The organism is Micromonospora sp. DT68 (assembly GCF_049847245.1).
Classification (GTDB): domain Bacteria; phylum Actinomycetota; class Actinomycetes; order Mycobacteriales; family Micromonosporaceae; genus Micromonospora; species Micromonospora profundi.
This window is the reverse complement of the sequence record NZ_JBNCNZ010000014.1, coordinates 140,600-165,963: the sequence shown is the minus strand read 5'-3', so window position 1 is coordinate 165,963 and position 25,364 is coordinate 140,600. Positions and strand designations below refer to the sequence as shown.

Below are 25,364 nucleotides of genomic sequence, written 5' to 3'. Positions count from 1 at the left end.
CGGATTGCGCCCAGGTCAGCGGGTCGTGACGTCGGAGACCACGACCGTGACGTTGTCCGGGGCGCCGGCGTGGTGGGCGAGCTTCACCAACTGCTCGCCGCACTGCTGACGGTCGGCGTACATGCCGAGCGTCGCCGCGATCGCCTCGTCCTCGACGTAGTCGGAGAGCCCGTCGCTGCACAGCAGCAGCCGGTCGCCGGGAACGACTGTGAGCACACCGACCGCCGGTGGGGTGTCGGCACCCTGCACGGCCCGCGTCACCAGGGACCGCTGCGGGTGGTGCCGGGCCTGGTCGGGGGAGAGCGTGCCCTGGTCGACAAGTGCCTGCACGAATGTGTCGTCCCGGGTGAGCTGGGTCAACTCCCCGTCGCGCAGCAGATAGCAGCGGGAGTCACCGACCTGGGCCAGCACGAGCGTCTCGCCGGCCAGCAGCGCGGCGGTGAGCGTGGTGCCCATCCCCTCGCGGGCCGGGTCGACGGTGATGGCGGCGTGGATGCGCTGGTTGGCGGTGCTGACCACGGCACGCAGGGCGTCGGCGGCCCCGTCGGGGTCGGTGGGCGGGGCCAGCTCGTCCAGAATCCGGATCACGATCTCGCTCGCCACCTCACCCGCGGGCAGCCCGCCCATGCCGTCGGCGACGGCGATCAGGCGGTCACCGGCGAGGGCGGAGTCCTCGTTGTTGGTGCGAACCAGACCGATGTCGTTGAGGATGACCGAGCGGAGGATCAGCGTCATGGGGACAAGCTTGCCAAGAACACCCCGCCTTCGTCTCTACGCACTACTGCGTAGGGTGAAGAAATGATGCCGGTGTCCATGGTCGGGCGCGCCGGCGAGCTCGCCGAGCTCGACCGGGCATGGTCCGCGGTGGTGTCGCCGCGCCGGCCGGCGCCGAGCGTCGCGGTGCTCACCGGAGCGGCCGGGGTGGGCAAGAGTCTGCTGGTCGCAGCCGCCGTGGACGCTTTCACGCCGCGTCCCGCGCTGATCCTCTCCGGCGCAGCCCGGGTGCACGGCCCTGCGCCGTACGACTGGCTGGCCGCGGTACTCACCGGCCGGGACACCAGCCGGCTCGGCCTACCAGCGGACGCGTTGGCCTGGTTGGCCCAGCAGCCCACAGCACCCCGCGAGCGGTACGCGCCCGGCACCCTGCTCCGCCTCGCCGTGCGGACCGTCCAGTTGCTCGTCGGTGCCGGCCCGGCCGTACTGGTCGTGGACGACCTGCACGCGCTCGACCCGGCCAGCGTCAACCTGGTCGGTGAGTTGGCCACCGTGGCGGCCCTGCCCGCCCTGCTGGTGGTGGCGAGCCGACCGCCGGCCGACGCGGTGGCACCGGAGCTCACCCGCCGCGCGCTGGCCCGGCTCACAGGCGTCCGGGGCGCCGTCCGCCAGCACCTCGGCCCGCTGCGTCCGGCCGAGGTCGCCGAGATCCTGACCCAGGTGTACGCCGGCAGCCGTCCTTCCGGCCGGTTGGTCGCTTCGGTCTGGCGGTGCACCGGCGGCAACCCGTACGCGTTGACCGAGTTGCTTGCCGCGCACGCGGGAGAGGGGCCGGACGTGTTGCTGCGTCGGTTGCCCGGCCCGCGCCAGCCGACCCCACCTGTCGATCGGGTGGCGGATGCCGACCCGGTCGACGCGCTACCGGACGTGGAGTTGACCGCTCGGGAGGTCGAGGTGCTGGGCTGCCTCGTCGCCGGCATGTCCAACAAGCAGGTCGCGAAGGCGCTCGGCATCTCGGTGCGTACGGTCACCGTGCACGTGTCCAACCTGCTGCGCAAGACGGGCTCGGCGTCGCGTACCGAGGTGGCGCTCTGGGCCGTCCGCTCAGCGGCGCGGGTAGCGCAGTAGCAGGCTTGCGGTGACCTCCTCGTCGCCGATCGCCGTGTAGCTGTGTGGCACGTCGGAGACCCAGCGGAGGTGGCCGCCGGCCGAAGCGGTGAGCGGCGCGTCGGCCGGGCCGGCACGTAGCAGTCCGGCGAAGACGGTCAGGTGTTCGGTGACCCCTGGGTGGTGGGCGGGGGAGAGTTGCCCCGGCCCGGGGGCCACCCGGATCCGATACAGCTCGTAGGTCGCGTCGGAGTCGGTGAACACCTCCAGCAGGGTGGCGGTGACCGCGCTGCCGTGCACGGTGGGTACGCCTGCCGGCTCGGCGAGTACGGCGGTCAGCGGCACGCCGAGTTGTGCGGTGACCGCCCAGAGCGTCTCCAGGGTCGGGTTGCGGGTGCCGTGCTCCAGGCCGGAGAGCGTGGCCTTGCCGACGCCGGCGAGCCGGGCCAGCGCGGACAGCGAGATCCCCCGCTCCTCGCGCAGGGCGCGTACACGGCGGCCCACGACGGCGGGATCCACGTCGAGGCCCGGACGCCGGGCCGGTGGGTGCGGCATCCGCATATCGTGCTACAACTGTCGTTCCGTAAACGGAACAGGGGGCGGGAGTGGCCGGACGGGCTCAACCGTTGCTTGCCGGCGTGGTGACGGCGCTCGTCGGCTTCGCCAGCTCGTTCACCGTCGTGTTGGCCGGGCTCCGGGCGGTGGGCGCGTCGGACGCGCAGGCGTCCTCCGGCCTGCTGGCCCTCTGCGTGGCGAGCGGGCTCGCCGCTGTCTGGCTGGGCTTGCGCCACCGGATACCGATGAGCGTCGCCTGGTCGACCCCCGGCGCGGCGCTGCTGGTGGCGACCGGGCCGCAGCCGGGCGGGTGGCCGGTCGCGGTGGGCGCCTTCCTCGTGGCCGGCCTGCTGATCGTCGCGGCGGGTCTGTTTCCGCCACTTGGCCGGGCGGTGGCCGCCATCCCCAAGCCGGTGGCCGGCGCGATGCTCGCCGGTGTGCTGCTGCCGCTCTGCACCGCTCCGGTCCGCGCGCTTGTCGAACTGCCCGCGGTGGCCGGCCCGGTGGTGGCCGGCTGGCTGCTGCTGTACCGGTTCGCTCGCCGCTGGGCGGTGCCGGGCGCGCTGCTGGTGGCAGTGGCGGCGATAGCGCTCACCGCGCCGCCAGCAGGCCTGAGCGGGGTCACGCTCACCCCTACTGTCACCTTCACCGCGCCGGCCTGGAATGCGTCCGCGCTTGTCGGGCTCGCCCTTCCGCTGTTCCTTGTCACAATGGCCGCGCAGAACGTACCCGGCATGGCGGTGCTGGCCGGCTACGGCTACCGCCCGCCCTTCGGCGCCGCGCTGCGGACCACCGGCCTGGCCAGCCTCCTGGCCGCACCGGCCGGCGGGCACGCCGTGAACCTAGCGGCGATCACGGCCGCGCTGGCCGCCGGTCCGGACGCCCACCCGGATCCGGAGCGCCGCTGGGTCGCCTCGGTCACCGCTGGCGTCGGCCTGGCCCTGCTCGGGCTGGGCGCGGGGGTGGCCACCGCGCTGGTGTCGATCGCCCCGCCGATCCTCATCGAGGCGGTCGCCGGGCTGGCGCTGCTGGGAGCGCTTGCCACGGCGCTCGCCGCAGCGGTGGCCGATCCGGACACCCGGGAGGCCGCCGTGGTCACCTTCGTGGTGACCGCCTCGGGGGTGACGCTGATCGGTGTGGGCGGCGCGTTCTGGGGCCTGGTCGCCGGTTGCCTGATGCTGCTGCTGTTCCGCCGCAGGCCCGACCGGCCCGGTCCCTCGGAGAGACCCGCACCCGATCAGCGACCTGGCAGCGCCGAGGTCGAAGCCGCTCGGGACCAGGTCACTCCTCGGGTGGCAGGTCGGCCACGTCGACCGTGAGGCTCACCCGCCCGTCGGTGACGGCGGCGATCCGGTCGGCCGGGACGTACACGGCTCCGATATCTGCCGACTCCGTCGAGACCTTCAGGTAGCCGGTGTGCAGCAGTCGCGCCGCCAGGTCGGCCGGTACGTCCGGCTCCTCCACGGCGGTCGCCTCGATCAGCTCGTCCAGGCTGCTGCCCGGGTCGGCGGTCGGAGACTGCACTGTCACCGCGTTCGGGTCACCCCGTTGGACGAGGTCCACGGTCCCGATCTCGGTGCCGGCGACGTCGATCACCGGCATTCCGGTGGTGATCCGCGAGATGGTCGCCTGCTGCGCGTCCTGCTGGTCCATTTTTCAGCGGTTCCCGGGGCAGCGCGTCGCTAAACGCCGGTGCCGACCCGCTCGACTAGCGGTCAGCCGGGTAGCGACCGGCGGCGGGGCGGTGGGCCCGGAGAGCGTGATTACTCTGAGGCATAAATATGTCTCAGAGTAATCACCGTCAAATTCACTACCGCCTCCAGCGCCGGGGCGGCAACGGACGCCGACGGGCCGCGATGGGTCGACGGGCTGCGGCGGGCCTGCCCCACGGACCGCCCGCAGGTCGGCCCGGAGCTGCTTGACGGCGAGGCAAAGGCGTCGGCCGCCTCGACGCCGTCCCGCTCAGCCGTTCGGCAGGGTCCAGCTGCCGGGTGGACGCGGGGACAGCTCACGCCAGGCGTCGGAGCCGTCGAGCAGTGCCCGGATGGTGTCCTCGGCCTCGTCAGCACTGCCGTACTCGTAGAAACGGGAGATGCCCTCGGCGCCGCCGGCTCGCTGCTCGACGTGCCACCGGTCGGCGTCCACCCGCAGGAAGACGTCCCGTCGGGCCAGCCGCCCCCACTTCCCGTTCCACCAGTGCTTTCGCTGCTCCATGGCGGGACTCTATCGAACACACGTACGAGAAGATGCGGCCCCTGCGGGATTCCCGCAGGGGCCGATGTGCATCCGTTCGGGGTCAGCGCGGCGCCGGCGGTTCAGTGCGGCGGCCCAGCACGTCGTCAAGCGCCCCGCGCTGCTGGCCCGGCGTGGTGTGGCCGGCGGAGACCAGCGCGTCCCGGATCTCGGTGAGCAGCTTGACCTCCTCGCTCGGGGCCGAGGGCGGCGGCTCCTCGCCGCGCTTGCGCCGCTCGGCGAGCTTGTTCATCGGGAACACCACGAGGAAGTAGAGCGCCGCCGCGGTGAGCAGGAACGTGATCACCGCGTTGACGAAGCTGATCCAGTCGAACTCGACGCCGCGGATCGTCCAGGCAGCGCCTTCGAGGCCGTTGTCCTTACCGGTGATCAACAGCACGATCAGCGCGATAAGCGGCTTGAGGAACGCGTTGGTCAGCGACGTGACCACCGTCGTGAACGCGGCACCGATGACGACACCGACCGCCAGGTCGACGACGTTGCCGCGCATGATGAAATCTTTGAAGCCCTTGAACATCCGTACTCCTGAGGTGGCCCGTTTTCCGTCGGGGACAACCTATGCCCCCGCGACGGGCTCCAGAAAAGCGCCGGCTTCGATGGCTGCCAACGCCGGGTCGCCGGCCCGGATCGCCTCGACCAGCCGGGTGTGGTCGACGTAGCGCTCGGGGGTGAGTGCGTCCCCCATCGCCTGGGCGACGGTGCTGCGCAGGGCGGTGCCGACCGAGGCGTACAGCTCGGCGAGCATGGCGTTGTGCGCGGCGGCGACCACCACCGTGTGCAGGGCCGCGTCGGCCTCGACGAACGCGTCGACCCGGCCGCCGCGCCAGGCCGCCTCACGTTCGGCGAGCGCGTCGTCGAGCGCCGCCAGGTCCTCCGGTGTACGCCTCAGCGCGGCGAGCCGGGCCGCTTCCACCTCGAAGGCGCGCCGTACCTCGACGACCTCGGTCATCCGGTCGTCGCCGAGCTGGCGGGCCACCACCGGCGCCAGTTCGTCGGTGGACACGACGTACGTGCCGGAGCCCTGCCGGCACTCCAGCACGCCCGCGTGCTGAAGCGCGCGGACGGCCTCGCGGACGGTGTTGCGCCCGACGCCCAGCGCGGCCACCAACTGTGGCTCGGTGGGGATGCGCCCGCCGACCGGCCACTCGCCGCCCAGGATCCGCGACCGGAGCTGCTCGATGGTCTGACGGACCCGGTGCCCGCGCGGCGGCACCGGCGGCGCTGCGGGGGAATCAACTGAGGGTGGCACTGGTTACATCACCGGTCCCGAATTCATCCCATGATTGTAGGTTAGAGGTCATGACCCCGCCACCTACCGCCGCTCCGGCGGCGCCCGCTCCCGTCGCCCTCCCCAATGCGGGCGACATCCGCGCGGGCCGTCGGGTCCCACCGGCGACCGGAGGCGCGCTCGTACTCGTCGGGATGCTGTTGGTGGCGCTCAACCTGCGCGCCGCAGTCACCAGCCTCGGTGCGCTGCTCGACGAGATCCGCGACGGGCTGGGGCTGTCCGGGGTCACCGCGGGCCTCGTCACCACCCTGCCGACAATCGCCTTCGCCGGCCTCGGCGCGCTCACCCCGTGGCTGGTCCGCAAGGTGGCGCCGGCCCGGGTGCTGGTGGTCGCCATGTTCGCCCTGGCCCTCGGCCAGGTGCTGCGGGTCCTCACCGACTCGACCTGGGTCTTCGTCCTCACCAGCGCACTGGCGCTGGCCGGCATCGCGGTGGCGAACATCCTGCTGCCGATGCTCGTCAAGCAGCACTTCCCGCACCGCACCGGCCTGGTGACCGGGGCGTACACGATGGCTTTGACAGTGGGCACGACGGTGGCCGCGGCGACCGCGGTGCCGATCGCGCACGCCTTCGGGTCGTGGCGGGCCGGTCTGGGCATCTGGGCCGCGCTCGCCGCGCTTGCCGTACTCCCGTGGGTGCCGCTGGCTCTGCGGACCCGGGCGGCCGCGCGGCGGGCGGCCCCGACGCCGCGCCCCGCCGCGTCGGCCCGGATCCGGCCGGAACGGACCCGGTTGGGCTGGGCGATGGCCATCTACTTCGGGGCGCAGTCGCTCAGCGGGTACGCGATCATGGGCTGGCTGGCCCAGCTCTTCCGGGACGCCGGCTACCAGCCGGAATCGGCGGGGCTGCTGCTCGCCGGGGTGACCGCGCTCGGCGTGCCTATCGCGCTGCTCATGCCCACCGTGGCCGGCCGGCTGGCCACCCTGCGTCCGCTGGTGCTCGGGCTGACCGCCGCGTCGGCGCTGAGCTACATCGGGCTGGCGATCGCCCCGCACGGCGCCGCGCTGCTCTGGGTGGCTCTGCTGGCGATCGGCCAGGGAGCGTTCCCGATGATCCTGACCGCCATCGGCCTGCGGTCCCGCACCGCCGAGGGGACCGTGGCGCTGTCCGCGTTCGCGCAGAGCACCGGGTACGTGATCGCCGCCCTCGGCCCGCTGATGGTCGGCATCCTCTACGAGGTCACCGGAGGCTGGACGGCTCCGCTCGGGTTCCTGCTGGCCGCGCTCGCGGTGCAGACGACAGCGGGCATGGCGATCGCCCGTCCCCGCTACGTCGAGGACGAGTGATCAGCCGCAGCGGTCAGGAGGAGGCCGGTGTCGGTTCGCCGGCGACTGCCTCGTCCACCGTCGGGTACGTGTGCAGCACCTCGACCAGCCCGCTCACCTCGAGGATGCGCAGCACGCCCCGCTGGGGTGCGGCCAGGCGCACCACGCCACCGGCTTCGTCGCAGCTGTTCTTGGCCCGCACGAAGACCGACAGACCGGTCGAGTCGCAGAACGAAACCTCCGCCAGGTCGAACACCAACCGGCTGCGGCCCTTGTCGAGCAGGTCGGTGATCTGGTCCTGCAACTGCGGTGCTGTTGCCATGTCCAGTTCGCCCGCGACCGACACGACGACCACGTCGCCGCGTTGTTCCGTGTGCACCGTCAAGGACATAAGCCAGACCTCCTGTTATCGGAGGAACGGTATCCCACGACAGGTGTCGTACGCAGATCGGGAGGCAAGATCCGGTGGCCGTCGTCATTCCGTTGCTACGGAGCAACTAGCTCTGCAGCCCCCGGTGATAGAGTCCGGCCGGTCCAGGTCGAGGGGGGTTTCGCAATGGCGTTGAACGCCGAGGAAAGTGGTCGACTCGCCGCGCTGCTGGGCGGGCACGCCGAGCGGGTAACGCAACGATGGACCGAGATCATCGCCAGTTCGCTCCGCGGCCGGCTGAGTCAGGCCGAGCTGCGACGGCAGGTGCAGGACCTGCACCACGCCATCGTCACCACGGGTGAGCAGGGTGCCATCAACCTGTCCGCCGACAGTGCGGCCGAGTTGCGCGCCGCGCTCTCCGAGCTGTCCCGGGGCAGGGCCCGGCAGGGGTTCTCCGCCACCGAGACCGCGATCAGCGTCTTCGCGCTCAAGGAGGTGCTGGTCTCCCTCGTCGAGGAGGTCGGCGGCGACGACAAACTGCGCGACTACGTCGCCTTCTCCGGGCTTGTCGACGAGATGGGCCTGTTCACCTTCGAGAGCTTCGTCCGTACCCGGGAGAGCCTGATCGCCGACCAGGCGGAGCAGCTGCTCGAACTTTCCACGCCGGTGGTCAAGCTCTGGGAGGGCGTGGTCGCCGTACCGCTCGTCGGCACCCTGGACTCCGCCCGGGCCCAGGTGGTGATGGAGCGTCTGCTCCAGACGCTCGTCGACACGGGCTCCCCGTACGCGATCATCGACATCACCGGCGTCCCGGCGGTCGACACCCAGGTCGCCCAGCACATCCTGAAGACAGTGGTGGCCGCCCGGCTGATGGGCGCCGACTGCATCATCTCCGGCATCCGCCCGCAGATCGCGCAGACCATCGTCGCCCTCGGCATCGAGTTCGGCGACATCGCCACCAAGGCGAGCCTGGCCGACGCGCTGCGCCACGTGCTGCGGCTCAACGGGGTGGAAACCGCACGTCGCCAGTCACGCCGGGACGCCTGATGGAACGCGTGCCGATCCTCAAGATCGGCGACATCCTGCTCGTCTCCATCCAGCTGGACATGTCCGACCAGACGGCGGTCCAGCTCCAGGAAGATCTCGCCGAGCGGATCGTCGCGACCGGCTGCCACGGCGTCATCATCGACATCACAGCCCTGGACATCGTCGACTCGTTCGTCGGGCGGATGCTCTCCACCATCGCGTCGATCTCCAAGGTGCTCGACGCGGAGACGGTGGTGGTCGGGATGCGTCCGGCCGTCGCCATCACACTTGTCGAGCTGGGGCTGTCGCTCAACGGCATCCGTACCGCCCTGAACGTCGAGCGGGGCATGGAACTGGTCGCGGCGGCCCGCGCCGACGATCCGGACGACCAGTTCGACGACGACGACCCGGACGCCGAGACGGCCAGGCCATGACCCTTGGCGTCGACGTGGGCCCGCCGCAGGCGCAGTCGATCCGCAGCGACGAGGACGTGGTCCGCGTCCGGCAGCTGGTCCGTGCCGTCGCGGTGGCGGTCAAACTGTCCCTGGTCGACCAGACCAAGGTGGTCACGGCGGCGAGCGAACTGGCCCGCAACACCCTGGTGTACGGCGGTGGTGGCTCCGTCGAGGTGACCATCGTGGACAACGGCCGACGTAAGGGCGTACGGATCGTCTTCGCCGACTCCGGGCCCGGCATCGCCGATCTCGACCTGGCCTTGACCGACGGCTACACCACCGGCGGCGGCCTCGGCCTCGGGCTCAGCGGGTCTCGCCGGCTTGTTGACGATTTCGAGATCGAGACGTCGCAGGAAACCGGCACGCGCATCACGGTCACCAAGTGGTCCCGGTGAACGAGGACCTGATCACCGACAGTGGCCTCTGGTTCCGGGTGGAGGCCAGCGGCACTGCCAGCTCCGTACGACGTGCCGCCGAACGCCTCGGCGCGCAGCTGGAGATGGCTCCGGCGCGCGTTGCCGACCTGGCCATCGTCGCGGCCGAGCTGACCAGCAACCTCGTCAAGCACGCCGACGAGGGCGTCCTGCTGCTCCGGCCCGTCCGCCGCGGCGGAGAGGCCGGCGTGGAGCTGGTGGCCATCGACTCCGGCCCCGGCATGGCCGACCTGACCGTCTCGTCCCAGGACGGGCACTCCACCACGGGCACGCTCGGCATCGGCCTCGGCGCCATCGTCCGGCAGGCCAGCTCGTTCGACGGGTACTCGCTCCCGGGGCGGGGCACAGTGCTCGCTGTGCAGGTCTGGCCGGCGGCACCTCCCCGGCCGCCCTGGGCCGGCGCTCTCACCCGACCACTGACCGGCGAGACGGTAAGCGGCGACGGGTACGCCGTCCGGGTGGTGGAAGGGCGGCATCAGGTGCTGGTCAGCGACGGCCTCGGGCACGGCCCGCTGGCTGCCGCCGCGACCGAGGCGGCTCTTGCCGCGTTCCGTGACGCGCCGGCCAGCCCACCCGCGGCGGTGGTGAGCCACCTGCACCGGTCCATGTCGCACACCCGGGGCGCGGCACTGGCGGTGGCCGAGCTGGTGCCCGAGGAGGGCGTGCTGCACTACGCCGGCCTGGGCAACATCGCCGGAATGGTCGTCGAGGGCAGCGGCCAACGTCGTGGGCTGGTGTCGTTGCCCGGCATCGCCGGGCACCAACGGCCGACCGTCCGGGGGTACGACTATCCGTTCGGCCCCGGCGCGCTGCTGGTGATGCACAGCGACGGCGTGGTCGACCGCTGGCGGTTGACCGACTACCCGGACATCGCCGGCCGTTCCCCGCTCGTGGTGGCGGCGACACTGCTGCGCGACGCCGGCACACGCCGCGACGACGCCTGCGTACTGGCCGCGAGGTCCTGGACATGAGCGGCGAGCCGGGCGCGCTGCCGTTGCTGCAGATGACGCTGCGGGTCGAGCAGGACATCTTCGTGATCCGTCAGCGGGGTCGCGAGGTGGCCGCGGTGGTGGGTCTGGAACACCAGGACCAGGTCCGTATCGCCACAGCGCTCAGCGAGGTCGCCAGGGACCTGTTGCGAATGTGCGGTGGCGCTGACGTGTCCTTCCACGTCGAGGCCGGCCCTGACGGCCGGTTCCACCTGGGCGCCGACCTCGCCCCGGTGACCCCCCTGCCCGGCGGTCGGTACGAACCGCAGTCCGCTGCGGTGTCTCGCCTGGTCGACAGACTGAGCGCGGTGACCGTCGAGGGCGTTACGGTCGTGAGGATGTCCCGACGAGTCCCGGCCAACGCGCCGACGCCGACGCCGGAGCGCCTCGCCGAGTTCCGTGCCGAACTCGGGTTGAGCGCTCCGGCCAGCGCGCTGGACGAGTTGACGGTGCAGAACGGGCAGCTGATCGCGGCTCTCGACGAGGTGCGCAGCCAACGCGACGAGTTGGCAGTGCTGAACGAGGAGTTGGCCGAAACCAACCGTGGCGTGCTGGCGCTCTACAACCAGCTCACCGAGGAGTTGGAGGAGACCAACCGGGGCGTCGTCGCCCTCTACGCGGAGTTGGACGAGAAGTCGGCCCAGTTGCGCGCGGCGAGCGAGTCCAAGAGCCGGTTCCTGGCGAACGTGAGCCACGAGCTGCGCGCTCCCGTGACCGCGATCATCGGGTTGGGGCGGTTGCTCTCCGACTCCGCCTCCGACCCGCTCACCGCCGAACAGGCACGCCAGGTCGGTCTGATCCGTTCCTCGGCGTCCGACCTGCTCGGCCTGGTCAACGAGCTGCTGGATCTGGCGAAGGCGGAGTCCGGCCGGATCCAACCGGACTGGGCGGACGTCGATCTGCGCCCCGTCTTCGGCCAACTGCGCGGTACGCTGCGCGCGCTGGCCACCAGGCCGGAGGTGGAGTTGGTGGTGGAGGAGCCGATCGCGCCGGCCGTCCTGCGTACCGACGAGGTGCTGCTCGGCCAGGTGCTGCGTAACCTGCTGCACAACGGGCTGAAGTTCACCGAGCGCGGCGAGGTGCGGCTGCGCGTCCGGCTCCGTGACGACCGGTGGGTCTTCGAGGTCAGCGACACCGGCGCGGGAATCGCCCCCGAGCTGCACGAGCGGATCTTCGAGGAGTTCTATCAGGTGCCGGGCGCGACCCGGGTCGGTGGCACCGGCCTCGGCCTGCCGTACGCCCGGCGGTTGGTGACCCTGCTCGGGGGGACGCTCGAGCTGAGCAGTGAGCCCGGCCGGGGCAGCACCTTCACGGTTTCCCTCCCCTCCGGCGGAGCGTGACGGTGGAGGGCGGGGCGGCGATCGTCCTGGTGGTCGATGACAGCCGTACCAAGCGGTACCTGCTCGTCAGTTGGCTGACCCGGGCCGGGTTCACGGTGCTGGAGGCGGAGAACGGCGCGGAGGCGCTGGTCCGGGTCGACACGGACCGGATCGACCTCGTGGTGCTCGACGTCCGGCTGCCCGACCTGAGCGGCTACGAGGTGTGCGAGCGGATCAAGGAGTCCCATCCGGCCATGCCGGTGATCCACGTGTCCGCGCACGCGGTGGATGTGGCCGACCGCGCCCAGGGGTTGACCCGGGGCGCGGACGCCTACCTCACCGAGCCGATCGAGCCTGAGGAGCTGATCGCCACCACCCGGGCGGTGCTGCGCTACTACCAGGCCCGGCAGCGCGCGGAACTGCTCGCCGAGCGGCTGCTCGGGCTCGCTGACACGACTGTGGCGGTACACGCCGCGCCGACGTTCGCGCGGCTGCTGGAGGTCGCCGCCGCGGGTGCCGCGGAGATCTTCAAGAGCCCGGCGGCGGTGATCGCCGAGACGTTCGACGGTGACTGCCTCGCCGGGATCAGCGCCGGCCCCGGGGCCGAGGCGACAGTCGTGCCGTGGATCGTCGACGACACGGGCGTCCCGACCGGGGCCACGGTCCGCGTGGAGTCTCCGGAGAACTGGGCGCTCATCGAATGGCCGGCCGACGACTCGGTGACGGTGGCCGCCGCCCGACTGCGGGACGATCGCGCGCCGCTGTACGTGGTGGTCCCGACCGCCACCCAGACCGCCCGGACGCCGGTGCTCGTGCAGCTCGCCCAGGCGGTGGCGGCGGCGGTGGAGGCTCAGCGCTCGTTCGACGAGGAGCACCGTATCGCCGTCACCCTGCAACGCAGCCTGCTTCCGCGCCGGCTGCCCGAGGTGGCAGGGCTGGACCTCGCGGTGCGCTACGAGCCGGCAAGCGCGCAGACCGAGGTGGGTGGCGACTTCTACGAACTGGTGATGCTCGACGGGCATCTCCTGCTGGCGATCGGTGACGTGGCAGGCCACTCGCTGCACGCGGCCACAGTGATGGCCGAGCTGCGGCACGCGGTGCGGGCGTACGCGGTCGAGGGGCACCAGCCCGGCGAGATCCTGCACCGGGTCAACGAACTCATGCGGACCCTGCTGCCGAACGAGCTGGCCACGCTCTGCGTCCTGCTGCTGCACCCGCCGAGCGGTCGGGTCCGGCTGGCCAGCGCCGGCCATCTGCCGCCGGTGCTCACAATGGACGGCAAGATCGAGTTCGTGCAGCACTCGGCGCCGCTGCTCGGCGTTCGCGCTCCTCGCCCCGCCGACCTGGAGTTCGTGTTGCCCGCCGGGGCCACGCTCGTGTTCTACACCGACGGGTTGATCGAGCGCCGGGACGCCACGATCGACGAGGGGATGGCCGCGCTCGCCGCGGTGGCAGTCACAGTGGACGAGGACCTCAACCGGTTCTGTGACCGGCTGCTGACGCAGTTGGCCCCGCCGAAGATCCACGACGACGTGGCCGTTGTCGTGCTGCGCCGCCGCTGAGGCGACGTCAGCGCACCGACCGGGCGTACGCGGCAGGTGACACACCGGCGACGGCTGTGAAGTCGCGGACCAGGTGCGCCTGGTCGCTGTACCCGAGGTCGACGGCCAGATCCGCCCAGTTCAGCGGGCCGCCGGCCGCCTGCTCGACTGCCTCCTGAAGCCGGTAGCGGCGGATCACCCACTTGGGGCCGACCCCCACGTACTCGGTGAACAGCCGCTGTAGCCGGCGGACCGGGAGGTCGTGTCGTGCGGCGAACTCGTCGACGCGCAGTACCGTGCGGTCCGTCCGGATCGCCTCGGCCAGCGCGATGGCCTCCTCGGCGGCCGGGTCCGGCTCGGGCGCCCAGGCGGTGAGGGCGGCGTCGAGCGCGCGGCGGCGGTCGTCGTCGGTGCCCGCGCAGACGTCGAAGTCGGGCCGTCGCAGCCGGCCGGCGGGCAGGGGCAGGCGACGACCTGTCAACTCGGCGATCGACCGCCGCCAGAACGGGCGGAAGCCGCCGGGGCGGAACTGGACCCCGCAGACCCGGCCCGCGCCGGTAAGCGTGATCCGGAACAGGTCCAGGCCGACACCTGCCACCTCCCCAACCTCGGGTACGCGGCCGTCGCCTCCGCTGCCGTCGCGTTGGAACACCACGTTGACCGCCGGGTGTGGCACCACCCGCTGCTCGAACGGTGCGCTCAACGCCCAGTCGATCAACCAGTAGTGCTCGACCCACTGGCGCAGCGGCTCGGCCGGCAGGTGTCGGCGGAAGCGGACCTCGCGCAGCAACCGCGCGGGGTCGAGAATGCCCCGGCTGTCGTCGCGCGGTCGCTGTCGCATTTCTTCAAGACCACCTTCATACGCTGGCCCTATGGCCACTCAGACTAGCGATTTGCTGGCGGCTGCCGCGCCGCGAACCGTCGGCGTGGTGCGCGCCATCGCCGACGACCAACTCGACATGCCGACGCCGTGCCGCGAATACGTGGTCCGTGATCTGTTGAACCACCTGTTCGAGGTGGTGGTGAACTTCCAGGAGTTGGCAGCGAAACGGCCGGTCGAGTGGGTTGAGAAGCCCGACCACCTCGGCGACGGCTGGCGGGACCGGTTCGCTGTGGAGGCGGACCGGCTGGTCGCCGCCTGGTCGGAACCGTCGTCGTTGGTGGGCGTGTCGCCGGGCATGGGCATGCCACAGGCCGTCGTGGGCGGCATGGCGCTGCTGGACCTCACGGTGCACGGCTGGGACCTCGCTGTGGCGACCGGCCAGCCGTACCAGCCGGCTCCGGAGGCCGTTGCCGCGCTGCACGAGCTGGTCGAGCAGTTGGGGCCGACGGCCCGCAAGATGGGCGTCTTCGCCGACCCGCCACCCACCACCGTCGACGACGTGCCCGACCTGCATCGGCTTCTGGCCCAGACCGGCCGCACACCCACCTGGCCCACCTCAACCTGACCTGCCCCCGCCCCGCCCTGACCCGCCCCGCCGGGCAGAGGTGTTGACACAGGTATTCGCTGAGCGAATAGTGGTGGCGTGTCGACGCCGCATGTTCTGCTCGGGTTGCTTGCCGGAGGTAGCCGGCACGGCTATGAGCTCAAGCGGGCGCACGACGAGCGGCTGCCCCGGGCTCGACCGCTTGCCTTCGGGCAGGTCTACGCGACCCTCGGCCGTCTCGAACGGGACGGCCTGGTCGCCGCCGCCGGCCAGGACCGGGCGTCCGGTCCGGACCGCACGGCGTACGCGTTGACAGGTGACGGGCGGTCCGCTCTTGACGAGTGGCTGTCAACTGTCGAGACACCGATGCCGTACGTGGCGAGCACGCTCTTCACGAAGGTCGTGGTGGCGCTGCTTGTCGCCGACATCGACAGGGCCCGGTCGTACCTGGTCGCACAGCGCGCCGCGCACACCGCACGACTGCGTGAGCTGACCTCGGTCAAGACCGACCCGGCGGCCTCCGTCAGCGATGTGATCGCTGCCGACTTCGCTATCGCACACCTCGATGCGGACCTACGGTGGTTGCACACCACCCTGGGCCGGGTCGCCGACTGGTACCGGGAGGTGCATCCGTGACGCAACTCCAGGCTCGCGGGGTGGTTCGGGCGTACGGGCCGACGCCCGCCCTGCGTGGCGTCACCCTCGACGTGGCCGAGGGTGAGATCGTCGCCGTCACCGGCCCGAGCGGCTGCGGCAAGTCGACACTGCTGCACTGCCTGGCCGGGATTCTCCGGCCGGACGCAGGGGAGGTCACCTGGCGTGGGCACCGCATCGACACCTGGTCGGAGGCGGCCCGTTCCCGGCTACGGCGCACCGAGTTCGGGGTGCTGTTCCAGTTCGGCCAACTGGTCGCCGAGCTGACCGCGGCGGAGAACGTCGCACTGCCACTGCTCCTCGCCGGCACGGGGCGGCGAGAGGCACGGACGGCGGCGCTCACCTGGTTGGAACGGTTCGGGGTGGCCGAGCTGGCCGACGTGCGGCCGGGTGAGATGTCCGGCGGTCAGCAGCAGCGTTGTGCCACCGCGCGGGCGCTTGTCACCGAGCCTCGGGTGCTCTTCGCCGACGAGCCGACAGGCGCACTGGACACGCTCACCGGTGAGCAGGTCCTCACCCAGCTGGTCCGGCTCGCCCGTGAGCAGCGCACCGCAGTCGTGCTTGTCACCCACGAGCCGCGAATCGCCGCGTACGCCGATCGGGAGATCGTGCTGCGCGACGGCCTGGTGGACCACACCGGCCTGGGGCTCGACCTGCCGGTGGCCGGCGGCCAGCGGTGAAGCTGGCGACGCTGGTCCGGCTGGCGCTCGCGGGCAACCGCACCGACACGGCCCGTGCGGTGCTCACCGCGCTCAGCGCCCTGCTGGCGACCCTGGCCGGGCTGGCGGCGCTCACAGTGCTGGCCATCCAGAAACCCGCAGGCGACGCCTACGTGGAGTCCGAGCAGTACCGCAACGCGTTGCTGCGGGAGCCGGGGCTGCGCGGGGGGACAGCGTTCGCGCTGCTCATGCTCGCCGTTCCGGTGCTGACGCTTGCCGGGCAGTGCGCCCGGCTCGGGGCGCCGGCCCGGGACCGGCGGCTTGCCGCGCTCCGGCTGGCCGGCGCCACCCCCGGTCAGGTGACGCGCCTGGCCGTGCTGGAGACCGGCCTGGCGAGCCTGTTCGGCACCCTCGCCGGGCTGGGCGTCTATCTCGGCGGGCGGGAGTTGCTGCACAGGCCGGACGCGCAGGGCCGGCTGGCGCTGCCCACCGACGTGCTGCCGTCGACAGGCGCGCTGGCGGCGGTGGTGCTGGGGCTGCCGTTGATCGCGGCCCTGGCCACGGCTCTGATGCTGCGCACTGTCACTACGAGCCCGCTCGGGGTGAGCCGCCGAGCCGCCCGGGAGCGTGGTCCGCGCCTGTGGGCGGGGCCGCTGATCGGGCTTGGGCTGCTCTGCTTCGTCGCGGTGCGTCCGGTGGCCTACCGCTTCAGCGGCAACGCGTCGCTTGTGAACTGGCTGGTGCCGCTGCTGTTCACTGTGGGCGGTCTGACGGCGATGGTCGGCGTGCTCTCCGGCACCGGCTGGATCTCGTACACCTGCGGGCGTCTGCTGCGCCGGCACGCCCGCCGCGCACCGGCACTGCTCGCTGCGGGCAGGCTGATGGCCGACCCGTGGGCGGGCAGCCGTACGTTCGCGGCGCTGCTGGCCGCCGTGATCTTCGGTGCCGGCGCGGCGGCGCTGCGCGCCTACTTCGTCGCCCAGGACTCGCTCCAACGGGAGCAGAACCGGCTCGCCGGCGTGGCCGACGGCTCCGATCCGTTCTACCTGGCGACAATGGACCTTGTCGACGCCGCGGTGGGGATGGCCGTGCTGCTCGCGGCGTGCGGGCTGATGGTCGCGCTTGTCGAGGGCATCGTCGCCCGTCGGCGCGCGTACGCCGCGCTTGTCGCCACCGGCGTGCCCCGCGCCACGCTGAGCCGTTCCGTGGCCTGGCAGGCACTCGCGCCAGCGGTGCCGGCGATCCTGCTCGCCCTCACAGTGGGAGCGTCGCTCGGTCGGGGGCTTTTTCCGTCGGTGGGGAACGGGGAGCTGTCGAGCGAGGTCTGCGAGGCCACGGCCGCGCTCTGCGCAGACCCGGCCACCCGTGCGCAGTACACCCGGATCATGCAGACCGGCAGTACCGAGCGCGCTGTCGCCGTACCCCTGGAGCATCTGGCCTGGCTCGGTGCCGGCGCGTTGGCGGCGGTGCTGGTGACGGTCGGTGTCGGCCTGCTCTTCCTGCGCATGAGCACCGCTGTGGACGAGCTGCGCACGACGTGACCTCGCGTCAGGCCCTCAGCAGGCCGGTGGAGAGTGCGACAAGCGAGCCGATGATGGCCGAGCAGCAGCAGACCAGGAGGCCGGCGACCACCGCGAGGATCAGCCACACCCGGCGGTCGCGGGCCACTGCCGCGATGCTCGGCCGGCGGGCCTCCTCGGCGGATCCGTCGTCGCCGTCCGTAACCTCGGTCACCCCGAAAGTCTAGGGCGTGTCCCGTGGGCGGGTGTGGCAGGCGTGATCGCGCCCGATCCCGGATGTCGGGGGCTCCCCGGGCTGCCGAGGGGACCTCCAGGATCGGGCGCGATCAACGCCCGGTCAGGCGCGACCGATGCGGTCCAGGATCCAGGCGTTGATGAACGCCTCCTCGCGCCAGGCGTCGTAGCGGCCGCTCGGGCCTCCGTGCCCGGCGCCCATCTCGGTCTTGAGCAGGTAGTCGCCGGTCGGAGCGACAGCCCGCAGGCGCGCGACCCACTTCGCCGGCTCGGAGTAGAGCACCCGCGTGTCGTTGAGACTGGTCACCGCGAGGATCGCCGGATAGTCAAGCGCAGCAACGTTCTCGTACGGCGTGTACGACTTCATGTACGCGTACACCTCGGGGTCTTCGAGGGGGTTGCCCCACTCCTCCCACTCGGTGACGGTGAGCGGCAGCGACGGGTCGAGGATCGACGTGAGCGCGTCCACGAACGGCACCTGCGCGACGATCCCTGTGAACGCGTCCGGGGCGAGGTTGGCGACCGCGCCCATCAGCAGGCCGCCGGCCGAAGCGCCCCTGGCGACCAGCCTGTCGCTTGCCGTCCAGCCGGCCTTGACCAGGTGCCGGGCGCACGCCACGAAGTCGGTGAAGGTGTTCTTCTTGGCCAGCAGCTTGCCCTGGTCGTACCAGCGGCGGCCCAGCTCACCGCCACCCCGGGTGTGCGCCACAGCGAAGATGACACCCCTGTCCAGCAGGGACAGTCGGGCCACCGAGAACCACGGGTCCATGCTCGCCTCGTACGAGCCGTAGCCGTACAGCTCGCAGGGCGCCGAGCCGTCGCGGGGCGTGCCGACCCGGCAGACAAGCGAGATCGGCACCCTCGTGCCGTCGTCGGCGAGCGCCCAGTCGCGGTGCTGCTCGTACTCGGCCGGGTCGTACGGCCGGCCGTCCGGACCGGGCAGCACCGGCTTCTGCTTGCGCAGCACCATCTGCCGGGTCACCAGGTCGTAGTCGTAGACCGAGTCGGGGGTGACAAGCGAGGAGTAGCGCAGGCGGACCTGCCCGGTGCGGTACTCCGGGTTGGAGTCCAGCCCGACGCTGTAGAGCGGCTCGGGAAAGTCGATGTCGTACGCGTCGTCGCTGCCCACCGGCAGCACCCGGAGCCCGGTGAGCCCTTCGGTGCGCAGCGACACCACGAGGTGGTTCGCGAACGCGTCCACGGCCTCCAGCCGGGTGCCCGGGGTGTGCTCGATCAGCGGCACCCAGTCACCCGGTACGTCGGCCGAGGTGAACGCCAGCGCGAAGTCCTCCGCACCGTCGTTGTGCAGGATCAGGAAGCGGTGGCCGTGGTGCTCGACGGCGTACTCCACGCCCTGACGGCGAGGCGCGATCACGGCGGGCGCACCCGTCGGGTTGCCGGCCGGGATCACCAGCACCTCGCTGGTGATCTTGCTGTGGATGTCGATCAGGATGAACTTCTCCGACCGGGTCAGCTCCACGCCCACCCAGAACCGCTCGTCGTCCTCCTGGTGGACCACCACGTCGTCGGAGGAGGCGGAGCCGATGGTGTGCCGCCACACCCGGTTGGGCCGCCAGGCGTCGTCCACTGTCACGTAGAACAGCACCGACGCGTCGGCTGACCAGGCCGTGCCGTAGAACGTGTCGGGCACCTCGTCCGGCAGCAGCTCACCGGTGCTCAGGTCCTTGACGCGCAGTGTGAAACGCTCGTCGCCGGAGAAGTCGGTGGAGTAGGCAAGCCAGCGACCGTCCGGGCTGACGTCGAACGCGCCGAGCGAGAAGAAGTCGTGCCCCTCGGCAAGCAGGTTGCCGTCGAGCAGCACCTCTTCGCCGTCCAGCGGTGCGCCGTCCGCGCTGACCGGCGGCTCGGTCTCGCCGTCGCGGACCGCGCGGCGGCACTGCACCCCGTACTGCTGACCCTCCACGGTGCGCGTGTAGTACCAGTGTCCGCCCTTGCGGGTCGGCACCGACAGGTCGGTCTCCCGGGTCCGCTGGCGGGTCTCCTCGAACAATTCTCCGCGGAGGGCCGCCAGGTGCGCGGTGCGCTCCTCGGTGTACGCGTTCTCGGCGGTCAGGTAGGCGATCGTCTCCGGGTCGTCCTTGGCGGCGAGCCAGGCGTACTCGTCGATGACGGTGTCGCCGTGGTGGGTGCGCTCGGTGGGCACCCGCTTCGCCGCGGGCGGGGCAGTCTCGGTGGTCACGGCGGCCACGTTACCGGCCGGCCCGCTCCGCGCGCCGGACCAGCGGCATCCCCGAATGCCGTGACCATGGCATTCGAACACATGTACGATAGCCGCCATGGCGGCAGCAGCGAGTTCCCTCGGTCGGTCCGGCGCTATCGAGATCACCCGGCGGTTGGCGGCGATCTGCGGTCCACCGTTCTCCCGCCTCGCCGGGCCGGCCGACGAGGTCGCCGGGCGCCCGGCCCGCTGGGTGGCAGTACCGGGTGGCCCACACGCCGCAGCCGAGGTGCTGCGGCTGGCCGCCGCGCACGACCTGGCGGTGGTGCCCCGCGGCGCCGGCACGAAGATCGACTGGGGTGCCACGCCCACGCAGGTCGACATCGTGCTCGACACCGGCCGCCTGGCAGGCATCGGTCACGAGCCGGTGGGCGCACCGGTGGCCGAGGTGGGTGCCGGCACGCCGCTACGGGCGGTCCAGGCCACTCTGGAGCGCACCGGGCAGCGACTCGCAATGGACGCCCCCTCGCCGGGCGCGACCCTGGGCGGGGTGCTCGCCGCCGGGGAGGCCGGCCCGCTGCGACACCGGCACGGCAGCCCCTGCGACCAGCTCATCGGGGTCCGCTACCTGGGTGCCGACGGCGAGCTGGTCAGCGCCGGTGGCGGCGCACCCGGGCTCGACCTGGCCCGCCTGCTCTGCGGCTCGCAGGGTGCCCTCGGCGTGCTGGTCTCGGCAAGCCTGCGGGTGCAGCCGGTGCCAGCCAGCCGGCTCTGGGTGTCCCGGCCGGTGTGGACCCCGCTTGAGGTCCACGACCTGGTCCGGACGATCCTCGCCGCCCGACTGGAGCCGGCGGCCATCGAGCTGGACCTACCCGCCGGGGCACCTCGGCCGCGCACCCCGTACCCGCCCGGCCATCCCGCCGCGACCGCCCGGGAGCGCCACCCGTCGATGTCGGGACGGGCCAGCGCCCCATCCCGGGCGGGCAGCCTGGTGGTGCTGCTGGAAGGCGGCCCCGCCGACGTGACCGAACGCGCCGAGCGCCTGGTCGGCCTGCTGCACGGGGAGGCGACGGTCACCCACTCCGCGCCGCCGTGGTGGCGCCGCTACCCGTTCGCTCCCGGCGACACGGCGCTGCGCCTGGAGGTGCCGATCGGCGATCTGCACGCCGCCGTCTACGCACTGCGCGACGCGGCCGGCTCCCCGGTGCCGGTGCGGGGCTCCGCCGGGCTGGGCGTGGTGCACGCGGCGCTGCCCGGCGCAATGGCACCCGACCGGGTGGCGTCCATTCTGGCCGCCGTCCGGGGGGTGCTGCTGGCGCGGCAGGGCCGATGCGTTGTCGTCTCCGCCCCCGCAGCGGTCCGACAGGCCGTCGACATGTGGGGTGAGCTGGCTGGTCTGGCCCGCCTCAAGGCCGCCAAGGAGCACCTCGACCCGGAGCACCGCCTCGCCCCGGGCCGCCTCCCCGGCGGCCGTTGACCCCCGGAAGCGTGGCGTCGGCCGGTCAGATCGTGTCGTTGCGGAGCACCAGGATGGCGATGTCGTCGCGGGGCGGTTCGACCGAGAAGTTGATCGCGGCGGCCCGCAGTCGGGCGGCCACCACGTCGGCGGAATATCCGGCCAGAGGTGCTGCGGCATGGCGCAGCCGGTCCGTGCCGAACAGCTCCCTGCCGCGTCGACGCTCCGTGACCCCGTCGGTGTAGAAGATCAGCGAGTCGCCCGGCGCGAGCGTGATCTCCGCCGTCGGCGAGATGATCGTGTCGAGCAGGCCCAGCGCCGTCCCCCCGGTGCCGACGAACTCGGCGCCACCCGCGCCGGCCAGCAGCACTGGCCGGTCGTGCCCGGCCAGGTGCAGCGAGACCTCCAGCTGACCACCGTCACCCATCCCGACCGCCGCGAGGGCAAGCGTGCAGTATCGGCCGCCGCCCCGCTCGACAAGCGTCTGGTTGAGCCGGGCCAGCGCCTCCGGCAGCGGCTTCCCATCGCCGACCAGCACCCGGATCACGTCCCGGACCAGTCCGGTGACGGCCGCCGCCTGCACCCCCTTGCCCGAGACGTCCCCGATCACCACCAGGGAGCGCCCGTCGGGCAGCGGTACCACGTCGTAGAAGTCGCCGCCCACCTCCGCGTCGTCGCCCGTCGGGACGTACTCGGCGGCGAAGCCGATCCCCTCCACCACCGGCAGCACGGGCGGCAGCAGGGACTGCTGGAGTGTCTGCGCGACACGACGCCGCTCGGCGTGGATGCGGGCGTTCTCGATGGCCAACGCGGCCCGCCGGGCCACATCCTCCAACACGGCCACCTGGTCCGGATCGTGCCGGTGCCGTTGGTGCCGGCCCACCGCCAGGGTGCCGAGCCGCTGACCCCGGGCGATGAGCGGGACGGCGAAACCATCCATCGGCCCGCCGAGCGGGATCTGCGCCGCAGTCCGGGACGCCTCACGCAGCCGGGCCTGGATCGAATCCGGGCCGGTCTCCGCCAGCACCTTGTGCAACTGCGGCAGCACCGACTCGTCGGCGTGGCTGGCCGCCGCCAGCCGGAGCCGGCCCCACTCGTCGGTGGTGTGCACAGCGCACCACTGGCCGAGCCGCGGCACCACGAGCTGCGGGATCAGCGCCATCGTCAGCTCGACGTCCAACGACTGCGCAAGCAGTTCGCTCACCTCGGCCAGGAACGTCAACCACGCCTGCCGGCGGACGTCGGCCCGGCGCAGCCGGTCGTTCTCCAGGTGCAGCGACAGCCGTTCGGCCGTGAGCACCGCCAGCGGCCTGGCGTACGCCGACGGCGCGGCATCCAGCTCCAGCTCCCCGGCGTACGGGCGCTGCACCGTCAGGGGCACCCGGAGCAGTTCGCTGCCGGGGCGGGGCTGCCGGCCGAAGCGCGCGAGCAGTTGTGGACCCTGCCCGTCGCCCCGGTCCAGACGGATCGTGCCACCGGCCGCGCCGACCATCTCGGCGAGTCGGCTGAGCAGACTGGCGGCGAAGTCGGGCAGTGGATCGTCCGCGTACGCGTCGGGGGCGGTCTGCATGAGTTCGCTCATGGCGCTGGCGCTCGGCGCGGCATTGTCGGCGGCACCGGGCGTCGGCGACGTACCGCCGGAGCCGGGCGCCGGGTCGGCACCGGGCCGGTCCAGCCGGAACCAGACGCCCTTGCCGGTGGGCAGGTACGTGGTGCCCCAGCAGCTGGCGAAGTGGTCGACTAGCAGCAGTCCGCGACCTCGCTCGGACACCTCGTTGATCTCGGTCGCGTCGTTGCGGCTGCCGATGGTCAGCTCGTCGTCGCCGGAGCCGGGCGCGAAGTCGGAGACGGTCACGGTGAGCCCGATCTCGTCCGCGACGACCTCGATGTCCAGTTCGGTACGGGCGTGCTCGACGGCGTTCGTGGTCAGCTCGGTGGTGAGCAGCAACGCTTCGTTAACCAGGTCGTCCAGGTGCGCCTCGGTCAGCACCGAGCGGACGACAGCGCGGGCGGCAGCGGGCGTACGACGGTCAGCGGGCAGGCGGACACTCCGGGCCGCCCCGTTCCGGGCCCCGGGCGTCGCGGGCCCCGCCTCGGCTGACACCCTCGTATCCTCCACCGTTCCCCTACCGGGTGCCAAGCCGATCAACGATCGAGGACCGTGCTGGCGGGGGAACGGCGCTCGGGCGAGGTATGGGCGCGGGCGTACCGGTGTGGGACCCCGTGGGCGGGTCGGAGTGCTCACGGAGGTCGATCGCGGGTCGGTCGGCGGGTCGCGAACCCTGGCACTGCGGCGGACGCAGGCACAATATGGGGTGCCGGCGTGTCGCGCAGGGCCGGCGTCCCCGAGTTGAGCGAGGAATGATGACCACGGCGAAGCAGTCGGTGGCGGATCCGTCCGCGCCCGACCACGAGGCGCTCCTCGGTGAGTTGACCGAGGCGCTGCGACGGGTCCGTCGCGGCGACCTGAAGGTCCGGCTTCCCCGCCGCGCCGGCAAGGCCGGCGAGGTGGCGGACGCCTTCAACGAGGTGGTCTCGGTCCAGGAGCAGCAGTACCTGGACCTGCGGCGGATCAGTCGGATCGTCGGTCGGGACGGCCGGCTCACCGAACGGCTCGACGACGAGGGGTTGGACGGCGCCTGGGCGGAGGCGCAGCGGGCCGTCAACTCGCTGATCGACGACCTGGGCCGGCCGACTACCGAGATCGCCCGGGTCATCGTGGCGGTCGCGGACGGCGACCTGTCCCAGCACATGGCCCTGGAGATCGACGGCCGGCCGCTGCGCGGCGAATACCTGCGGATCGGCCGCACTGTCAACACGATGGTCGACCAGCTCTCGTCATTCTCCAACGAGGTGACCCGGGTGGCCCGGGAGGTGGGCACCGAGGGCAAGCTTGGCGGCCAGGCCGATGTGCGGGGTGTGGCCGGCACCTGGAAGGACCTCACCGACTCGGTGAACACCATGGCGTCGAACCTGACCGGCCAGGTGCGGTCGATCTCACAGGTGGCGACAGCGGTGGCCAAGGGTGACCTGTCGCAGAAGATCACGGTCAGTGCGCGGGGCGAGGTCGCCGAACTGGCCGACACGATGAACTACCTCACCGACACCCTGCGGCTCTTCGCCGAGCAGGTGACCCGGGTGGCCCGGGAGGTGGGCACCGAGGGCAAGCTCGGCGGTCAGGCGGACGTGCCGAACGTGGCCGGCACCTGGAAGGACCTCACCGACAGCGTCAACTCGATGGCGTCGAACCTGACGGCCCAGGTGCGCAACATCGCCCAGGTGTCGACGGCGGTGGCGCGGGGTGACCTGTCGCAGAAGATCACCGTTGCGGCGCAGGGCGAGATCCTGGAGCTCAAGGACACCGTCAACACGATGGTGGACCAGTTGTCGTCGTTCGCCGACGAGGTGACGCGGGTGGCCCGCGAGGTCGGCATCGAGGGCAAGTTGGGTGGTCAGGCACAGGTGCGCGGGGTCTCCGGCACCTGGCGCGACCTCACCGAGAACGTCAACCAGCTGGCCGGCAACCTGACCAGCCAGGTCCGCAACATCTCGCAGGTGTCGACGGCGGTGGCGAAGGGTGACCTGTCGCAGAAGATCACCGTCGACGCGCAGGGCGAGATCCTGGAGCTGAAGAACACAGTCAACACGATGGTGGACCAGCTCTCGTCGTTCGCCGACGAGGTGACGCGGGTGGCCCGCGAGGTCGGCACCGAGGGCAACCTCGGTGGTCAGGCCCAGGTCAAGGGCGTCAGCGGTACGTGGCGGGATCTGACCGACAACGTGAACTCGATGGCGTCCAACCTGACCAGTCAGGTCCGCAACATCGCCTCGGTGACCACGGCGGTGGCGAAGGGTGACCTGTCGCAGAAGATCACTGTGGATGCCCGGGGCGAGATCCTTGAGTTGAAGTCGACCGTCA

The 25,364-nt window shown here is 71.9% G+C and carries 26 protein-coding genes; 15 read left to right on the top strand and 11 right to left on the bottom strand.

Translation table 11 applies throughout. The features are described 5' to 3' along the window. Positions 1-15: 15 nt before the first annotated feature. Positions 16-735 carry a PP2C family protein-serine/threonine phosphatase gene (locus tag ACPXB1_RS23515; protein WP_053652112.1) on the bottom strand — a complete coding sequence of 240 codons (720 nt, stop codon included), beginning with the start codon at positions 733-735 and terminating at the stop codon, positions 16-18. 63 nt (positions 736-798) lie between these two features. Here ACPXB1_RS23515 and ACPXB1_RS23510 point away from each other — a divergent pair, with 63 nt between their 5' ends. Beyond that, positions 799-1,842: a LuxR C-terminal-related transcriptional regulator gene (locus ACPXB1_RS23510; protein ID WP_355587914.1), complete on the top strand. Its 1,044-nt coding sequence runs from the start codon at positions 799-801 to the stop codon at positions 1,840-1,842. On the opposite strand, the gene ACPXB1_RS23505 is transcribed toward ACPXB1_RS23510, so the two are convergent. Further along, the gene (locus ACPXB1_RS23505) at positions 1,819-2,376 is read right to left on the bottom strand and encodes a helix-turn-helix domain-containing protein (protein ID WP_355587916.1); all 558 of its coding nucleotides are present in this window, start codon (positions 2,374-2,376) and stop codon (positions 1,819-1,821) included. The genes ACPXB1_RS23510 and ACPXB1_RS23505 overlap by 24 nt on opposite strands. A gap of 50 nt (positions 2,377-2,426) precedes the next feature. Here ACPXB1_RS23505 and ACPXB1_RS23500 point away from each other — a divergent pair, with 50 nt between their 5' ends. Beyond that, entirely contained in the window at positions 2,427-3,695 is a 1,269-nt protein-coding gene (locus tag ACPXB1_RS23500) for a benzoate/H(+) symporter BenE family transporter (RefSeq protein WP_355587918.1), read from the top strand. Here the strand turns inward: ACPXB1_RS23500 and ACPXB1_RS23495 are convergent. From ACPXB1_RS23495 to ACPXB1_RS23480, 4 genes are all read right to left on the bottom strand, one after another. Then, the gene (locus ACPXB1_RS23495; protein ID WP_355587920.1) at positions 3,658-4,029 is read right to left on the bottom strand and encodes a hypothetical protein; all 372 of its coding nucleotides are present in this window, start codon (positions 4,027-4,029) and stop codon (positions 3,658-3,660) included. The two genes, ACPXB1_RS23500 and ACPXB1_RS23495, sit on opposite strands and share 38 nt — an antisense overlap. Before the next feature lie 309 nt (positions 4,030-4,338). Beyond that, the gene (locus tag ACPXB1_RS23490; RefSeq protein ID WP_355587922.1) at positions 4,339-4,590 is read right to left on the bottom strand and encodes a hypothetical protein; all 252 of its coding nucleotides are present in this window, start codon (positions 4,588-4,590) and stop codon (positions 4,339-4,341) included. An 82-nt stretch (positions 4,591-4,672) separates the two neighbouring features. Further along, positions 4,673-5,146 (bottom strand): large conductance mechanosensitive channel protein MscL, encoded by a 474-nt coding sequence (gene mscL / locus ACPXB1_RS23485; RefSeq protein WP_355587924.1) that lies wholly within the window; start codon positions 5,144-5,146, stop codon positions 4,673-4,675. Between the two features lie 39 nt (positions 5,147-5,185). Continuing rightward, positions 5,186-5,878, bottom strand: coding sequence for a FadR/GntR family transcriptional regulator (locus tag ACPXB1_RS23480; RefSeq protein ID WP_425735781.1), 693 nt, complete (start codon positions 5,876-5,878; stop codon positions 5,186-5,188). Between the two features lie 50 nt (positions 5,879-5,928). Here ACPXB1_RS23480 and ACPXB1_RS23475 point away from each other — a divergent pair, with 50 nt between their 5' ends. Beyond that, positions 5,929-7,203 carry an MFS transporter gene (locus tag ACPXB1_RS23475; protein ID WP_425735780.1) on the top strand — a complete coding sequence of 425 codons (1,275 nt, stop codon included), beginning with the start codon at positions 5,929-5,931 and terminating at the stop codon, positions 7,201-7,203. A gap of 13 nt (positions 7,204-7,216) precedes the next feature. Here the strand turns inward: ACPXB1_RS23475 and ACPXB1_RS23470 are convergent, their stop codons facing one another. Then, on the bottom strand, positions 7,217-7,573 hold the full coding sequence (locus ACPXB1_RS23470) for an STAS domain-containing protein (RefSeq protein ID WP_053652127.1): 357 nt from the start codon (positions 7,571-7,573) through the stop codon (positions 7,217-7,219). A gap of 165 nt (positions 7,574-7,738) precedes the next feature. Here ACPXB1_RS23470 and ACPXB1_RS23465 point away from each other — a divergent pair, with 165 nt between their 5' ends. From ACPXB1_RS23465 to ACPXB1_RS23440, 6 genes are read left to right on the top strand one after another with little or no spacing between them, the layout of a single operon-like run. Continuing rightward, entirely contained in the window at positions 7,739-8,599 is an 861-nt protein-coding gene (locus ACPXB1_RS23465; protein ID WP_425735779.1) for an STAS domain-containing protein, read from the top strand. Then, the gene (locus ACPXB1_RS23460; RefSeq protein WP_355587930.1) at positions 8,599-9,012 is read left to right on the top strand and encodes an STAS domain-containing protein; all 414 of its coding nucleotides are present in this window, start codon (positions 8,599-8,601) and stop codon (positions 9,010-9,012) included. The genes ACPXB1_RS23465 and ACPXB1_RS23460 overlap by 1 nt, the downstream gene beginning before the upstream one ends. After that, positions 9,009-9,428, top strand: coding sequence for an anti-sigma regulatory factor (locus ACPXB1_RS23455; RefSeq protein ID WP_355587931.1), 420 nt, complete (start codon positions 9,009-9,011; stop codon positions 9,426-9,428). The genes ACPXB1_RS23460 and ACPXB1_RS23455 overlap by 4 nt, the downstream gene beginning before the upstream one ends. Further along, the gene (locus tag ACPXB1_RS23450; RefSeq protein ID WP_425735790.1) at positions 9,425-10,438 is read left to right on the top strand and encodes a SpoIIE family protein phosphatase; all 1,014 of its coding nucleotides are present in this window, start codon (positions 9,425-9,427) and stop codon (positions 10,436-10,438) included. The genes ACPXB1_RS23455 and ACPXB1_RS23450 overlap by 4 nt, the downstream gene beginning before the upstream one ends. Then, positions 10,435-11,796, top strand: a complete 1,362-nt coding sequence (locus ACPXB1_RS23445; RefSeq protein ID WP_425735778.1) for a sensor histidine kinase — start codon at positions 10,435-10,437, stop codon at positions 11,794-11,796. The genes ACPXB1_RS23450 and ACPXB1_RS23445 overlap by 4 nt, the downstream gene beginning before the upstream one ends. Further along, entirely contained in the window at positions 11,793-13,337 is a 1,545-nt protein-coding gene (locus ACPXB1_RS23440) for a SpoIIE family protein phosphatase (RefSeq protein WP_425735777.1), read from the top strand. Before ACPXB1_RS23445 ends, ACPXB1_RS23440 begins: the two co-directional genes overlap by 4 nt. A 7-nt stretch (positions 13,338-13,344) precedes the next feature. Here the strand turns inward: ACPXB1_RS23440 and ACPXB1_RS23435 are convergent, their stop codons facing one another. After that, complete coding sequence (locus tag ACPXB1_RS23435) at positions 13,345-14,157, bottom strand: AraC family transcriptional regulator (protein ID WP_355587936.1); 813 nt, start codon at positions 14,155-14,157, stop codon at positions 13,345-13,347. A gap of 31 nt (positions 14,158-14,188) precedes the next feature. On the opposite strand from ACPXB1_RS23435, the gene ACPXB1_RS23430 reads away from it, so the two are divergent. The 4 genes from ACPXB1_RS23430 to ACPXB1_RS23415 all read left to right on the top strand — a co-directional run bounded on the left by ACPXB1_RS23430 (position 14,189) and on the right by ACPXB1_RS23415 (position 17,597). After that, positions 14,189-14,764, top strand: a complete 576-nt coding sequence (locus tag ACPXB1_RS23430; protein ID WP_355587938.1) for a TIGR03086 family metal-binding protein — start codon at positions 14,189-14,191, stop codon at positions 14,762-14,764. A 78-nt stretch (positions 14,765-14,842) separates the two neighbouring features. Then, positions 14,843-15,379, top strand: a complete 537-nt coding sequence (locus tag ACPXB1_RS23425; protein ID WP_355587940.1) for a PadR family transcriptional regulator — start codon at positions 14,843-14,845, stop codon at positions 15,377-15,379. Continuing rightward, the gene (locus ACPXB1_RS23420; protein ID WP_053652147.1) at positions 15,376-16,077 is read left to right on the top strand and encodes an ABC transporter ATP-binding protein; all 702 of its coding nucleotides are present in this window, start codon (positions 15,376-15,378) and stop codon (positions 16,075-16,077) included. The genes ACPXB1_RS23425 and ACPXB1_RS23420 overlap by 4 nt, the downstream gene beginning before the upstream one ends. Continuing rightward, a complete protein-coding gene (locus ACPXB1_RS23415; RefSeq protein ID WP_355587942.1) occupies positions 16,074-17,597 on the top strand; it encodes an FtsX-like permease family protein in 1,524 nt (507 codons plus the stop codon). Before ACPXB1_RS23420 ends, ACPXB1_RS23415 begins: the two co-directional genes overlap by 4 nt. 7 nt (positions 17,598-17,604) lie before the next feature. On the opposite strand, the gene ACPXB1_RS23410 is transcribed toward ACPXB1_RS23415, so the two are convergent. Further along, positions 17,605-17,790, bottom strand: a complete 186-nt coding sequence (locus ACPXB1_RS23410) for a hypothetical protein (RefSeq protein WP_425735776.1) — start codon at positions 17,788-17,790, stop codon at positions 17,605-17,607. A 123-nt stretch (positions 17,791-17,913) separates the two neighbouring features. Further along, positions 17,914-20,010, bottom strand: coding sequence for a S9 family peptidase (locus ACPXB1_RS23405; RefSeq protein ID WP_355587946.1), 2,097 nt, complete (start codon positions 20,008-20,010; stop codon positions 17,914-17,916). A 97-nt stretch (positions 20,011-20,107) separates the two neighbouring features. Here ACPXB1_RS23405 and ACPXB1_RS23400 point away from each other — a divergent pair, with 97 nt between their 5' ends. Then, positions 20,108-21,466, top strand: coding sequence for an FAD-binding oxidoreductase (locus ACPXB1_RS23400; protein WP_355627465.1), 1,359 nt, complete (start codon positions 20,108-20,110; stop codon positions 21,464-21,466). A gap of 25 nt (positions 21,467-21,491) precedes the next feature. Here the strand turns inward: ACPXB1_RS23400 and ACPXB1_RS23395 are convergent, their stop codons facing one another. After that, complete coding sequence (locus ACPXB1_RS23395; protein WP_355587950.1) at positions 21,492-23,549, bottom strand: SpoIIE family protein phosphatase; 2,058 nt, start codon at positions 23,547-23,549, stop codon at positions 21,492-21,494. A gap of 260 nt (positions 23,550-23,809) precedes the next feature. On the opposite strand from ACPXB1_RS23395, the gene ACPXB1_RS23390 reads away from it, so the two are divergent. Next, positions 23,810-25,364: HAMP domain-containing protein (locus ACPXB1_RS23390; RefSeq protein ID WP_425735775.1), on the top strand; the 1,555-nt coding region annotated here is incomplete at its 3' end.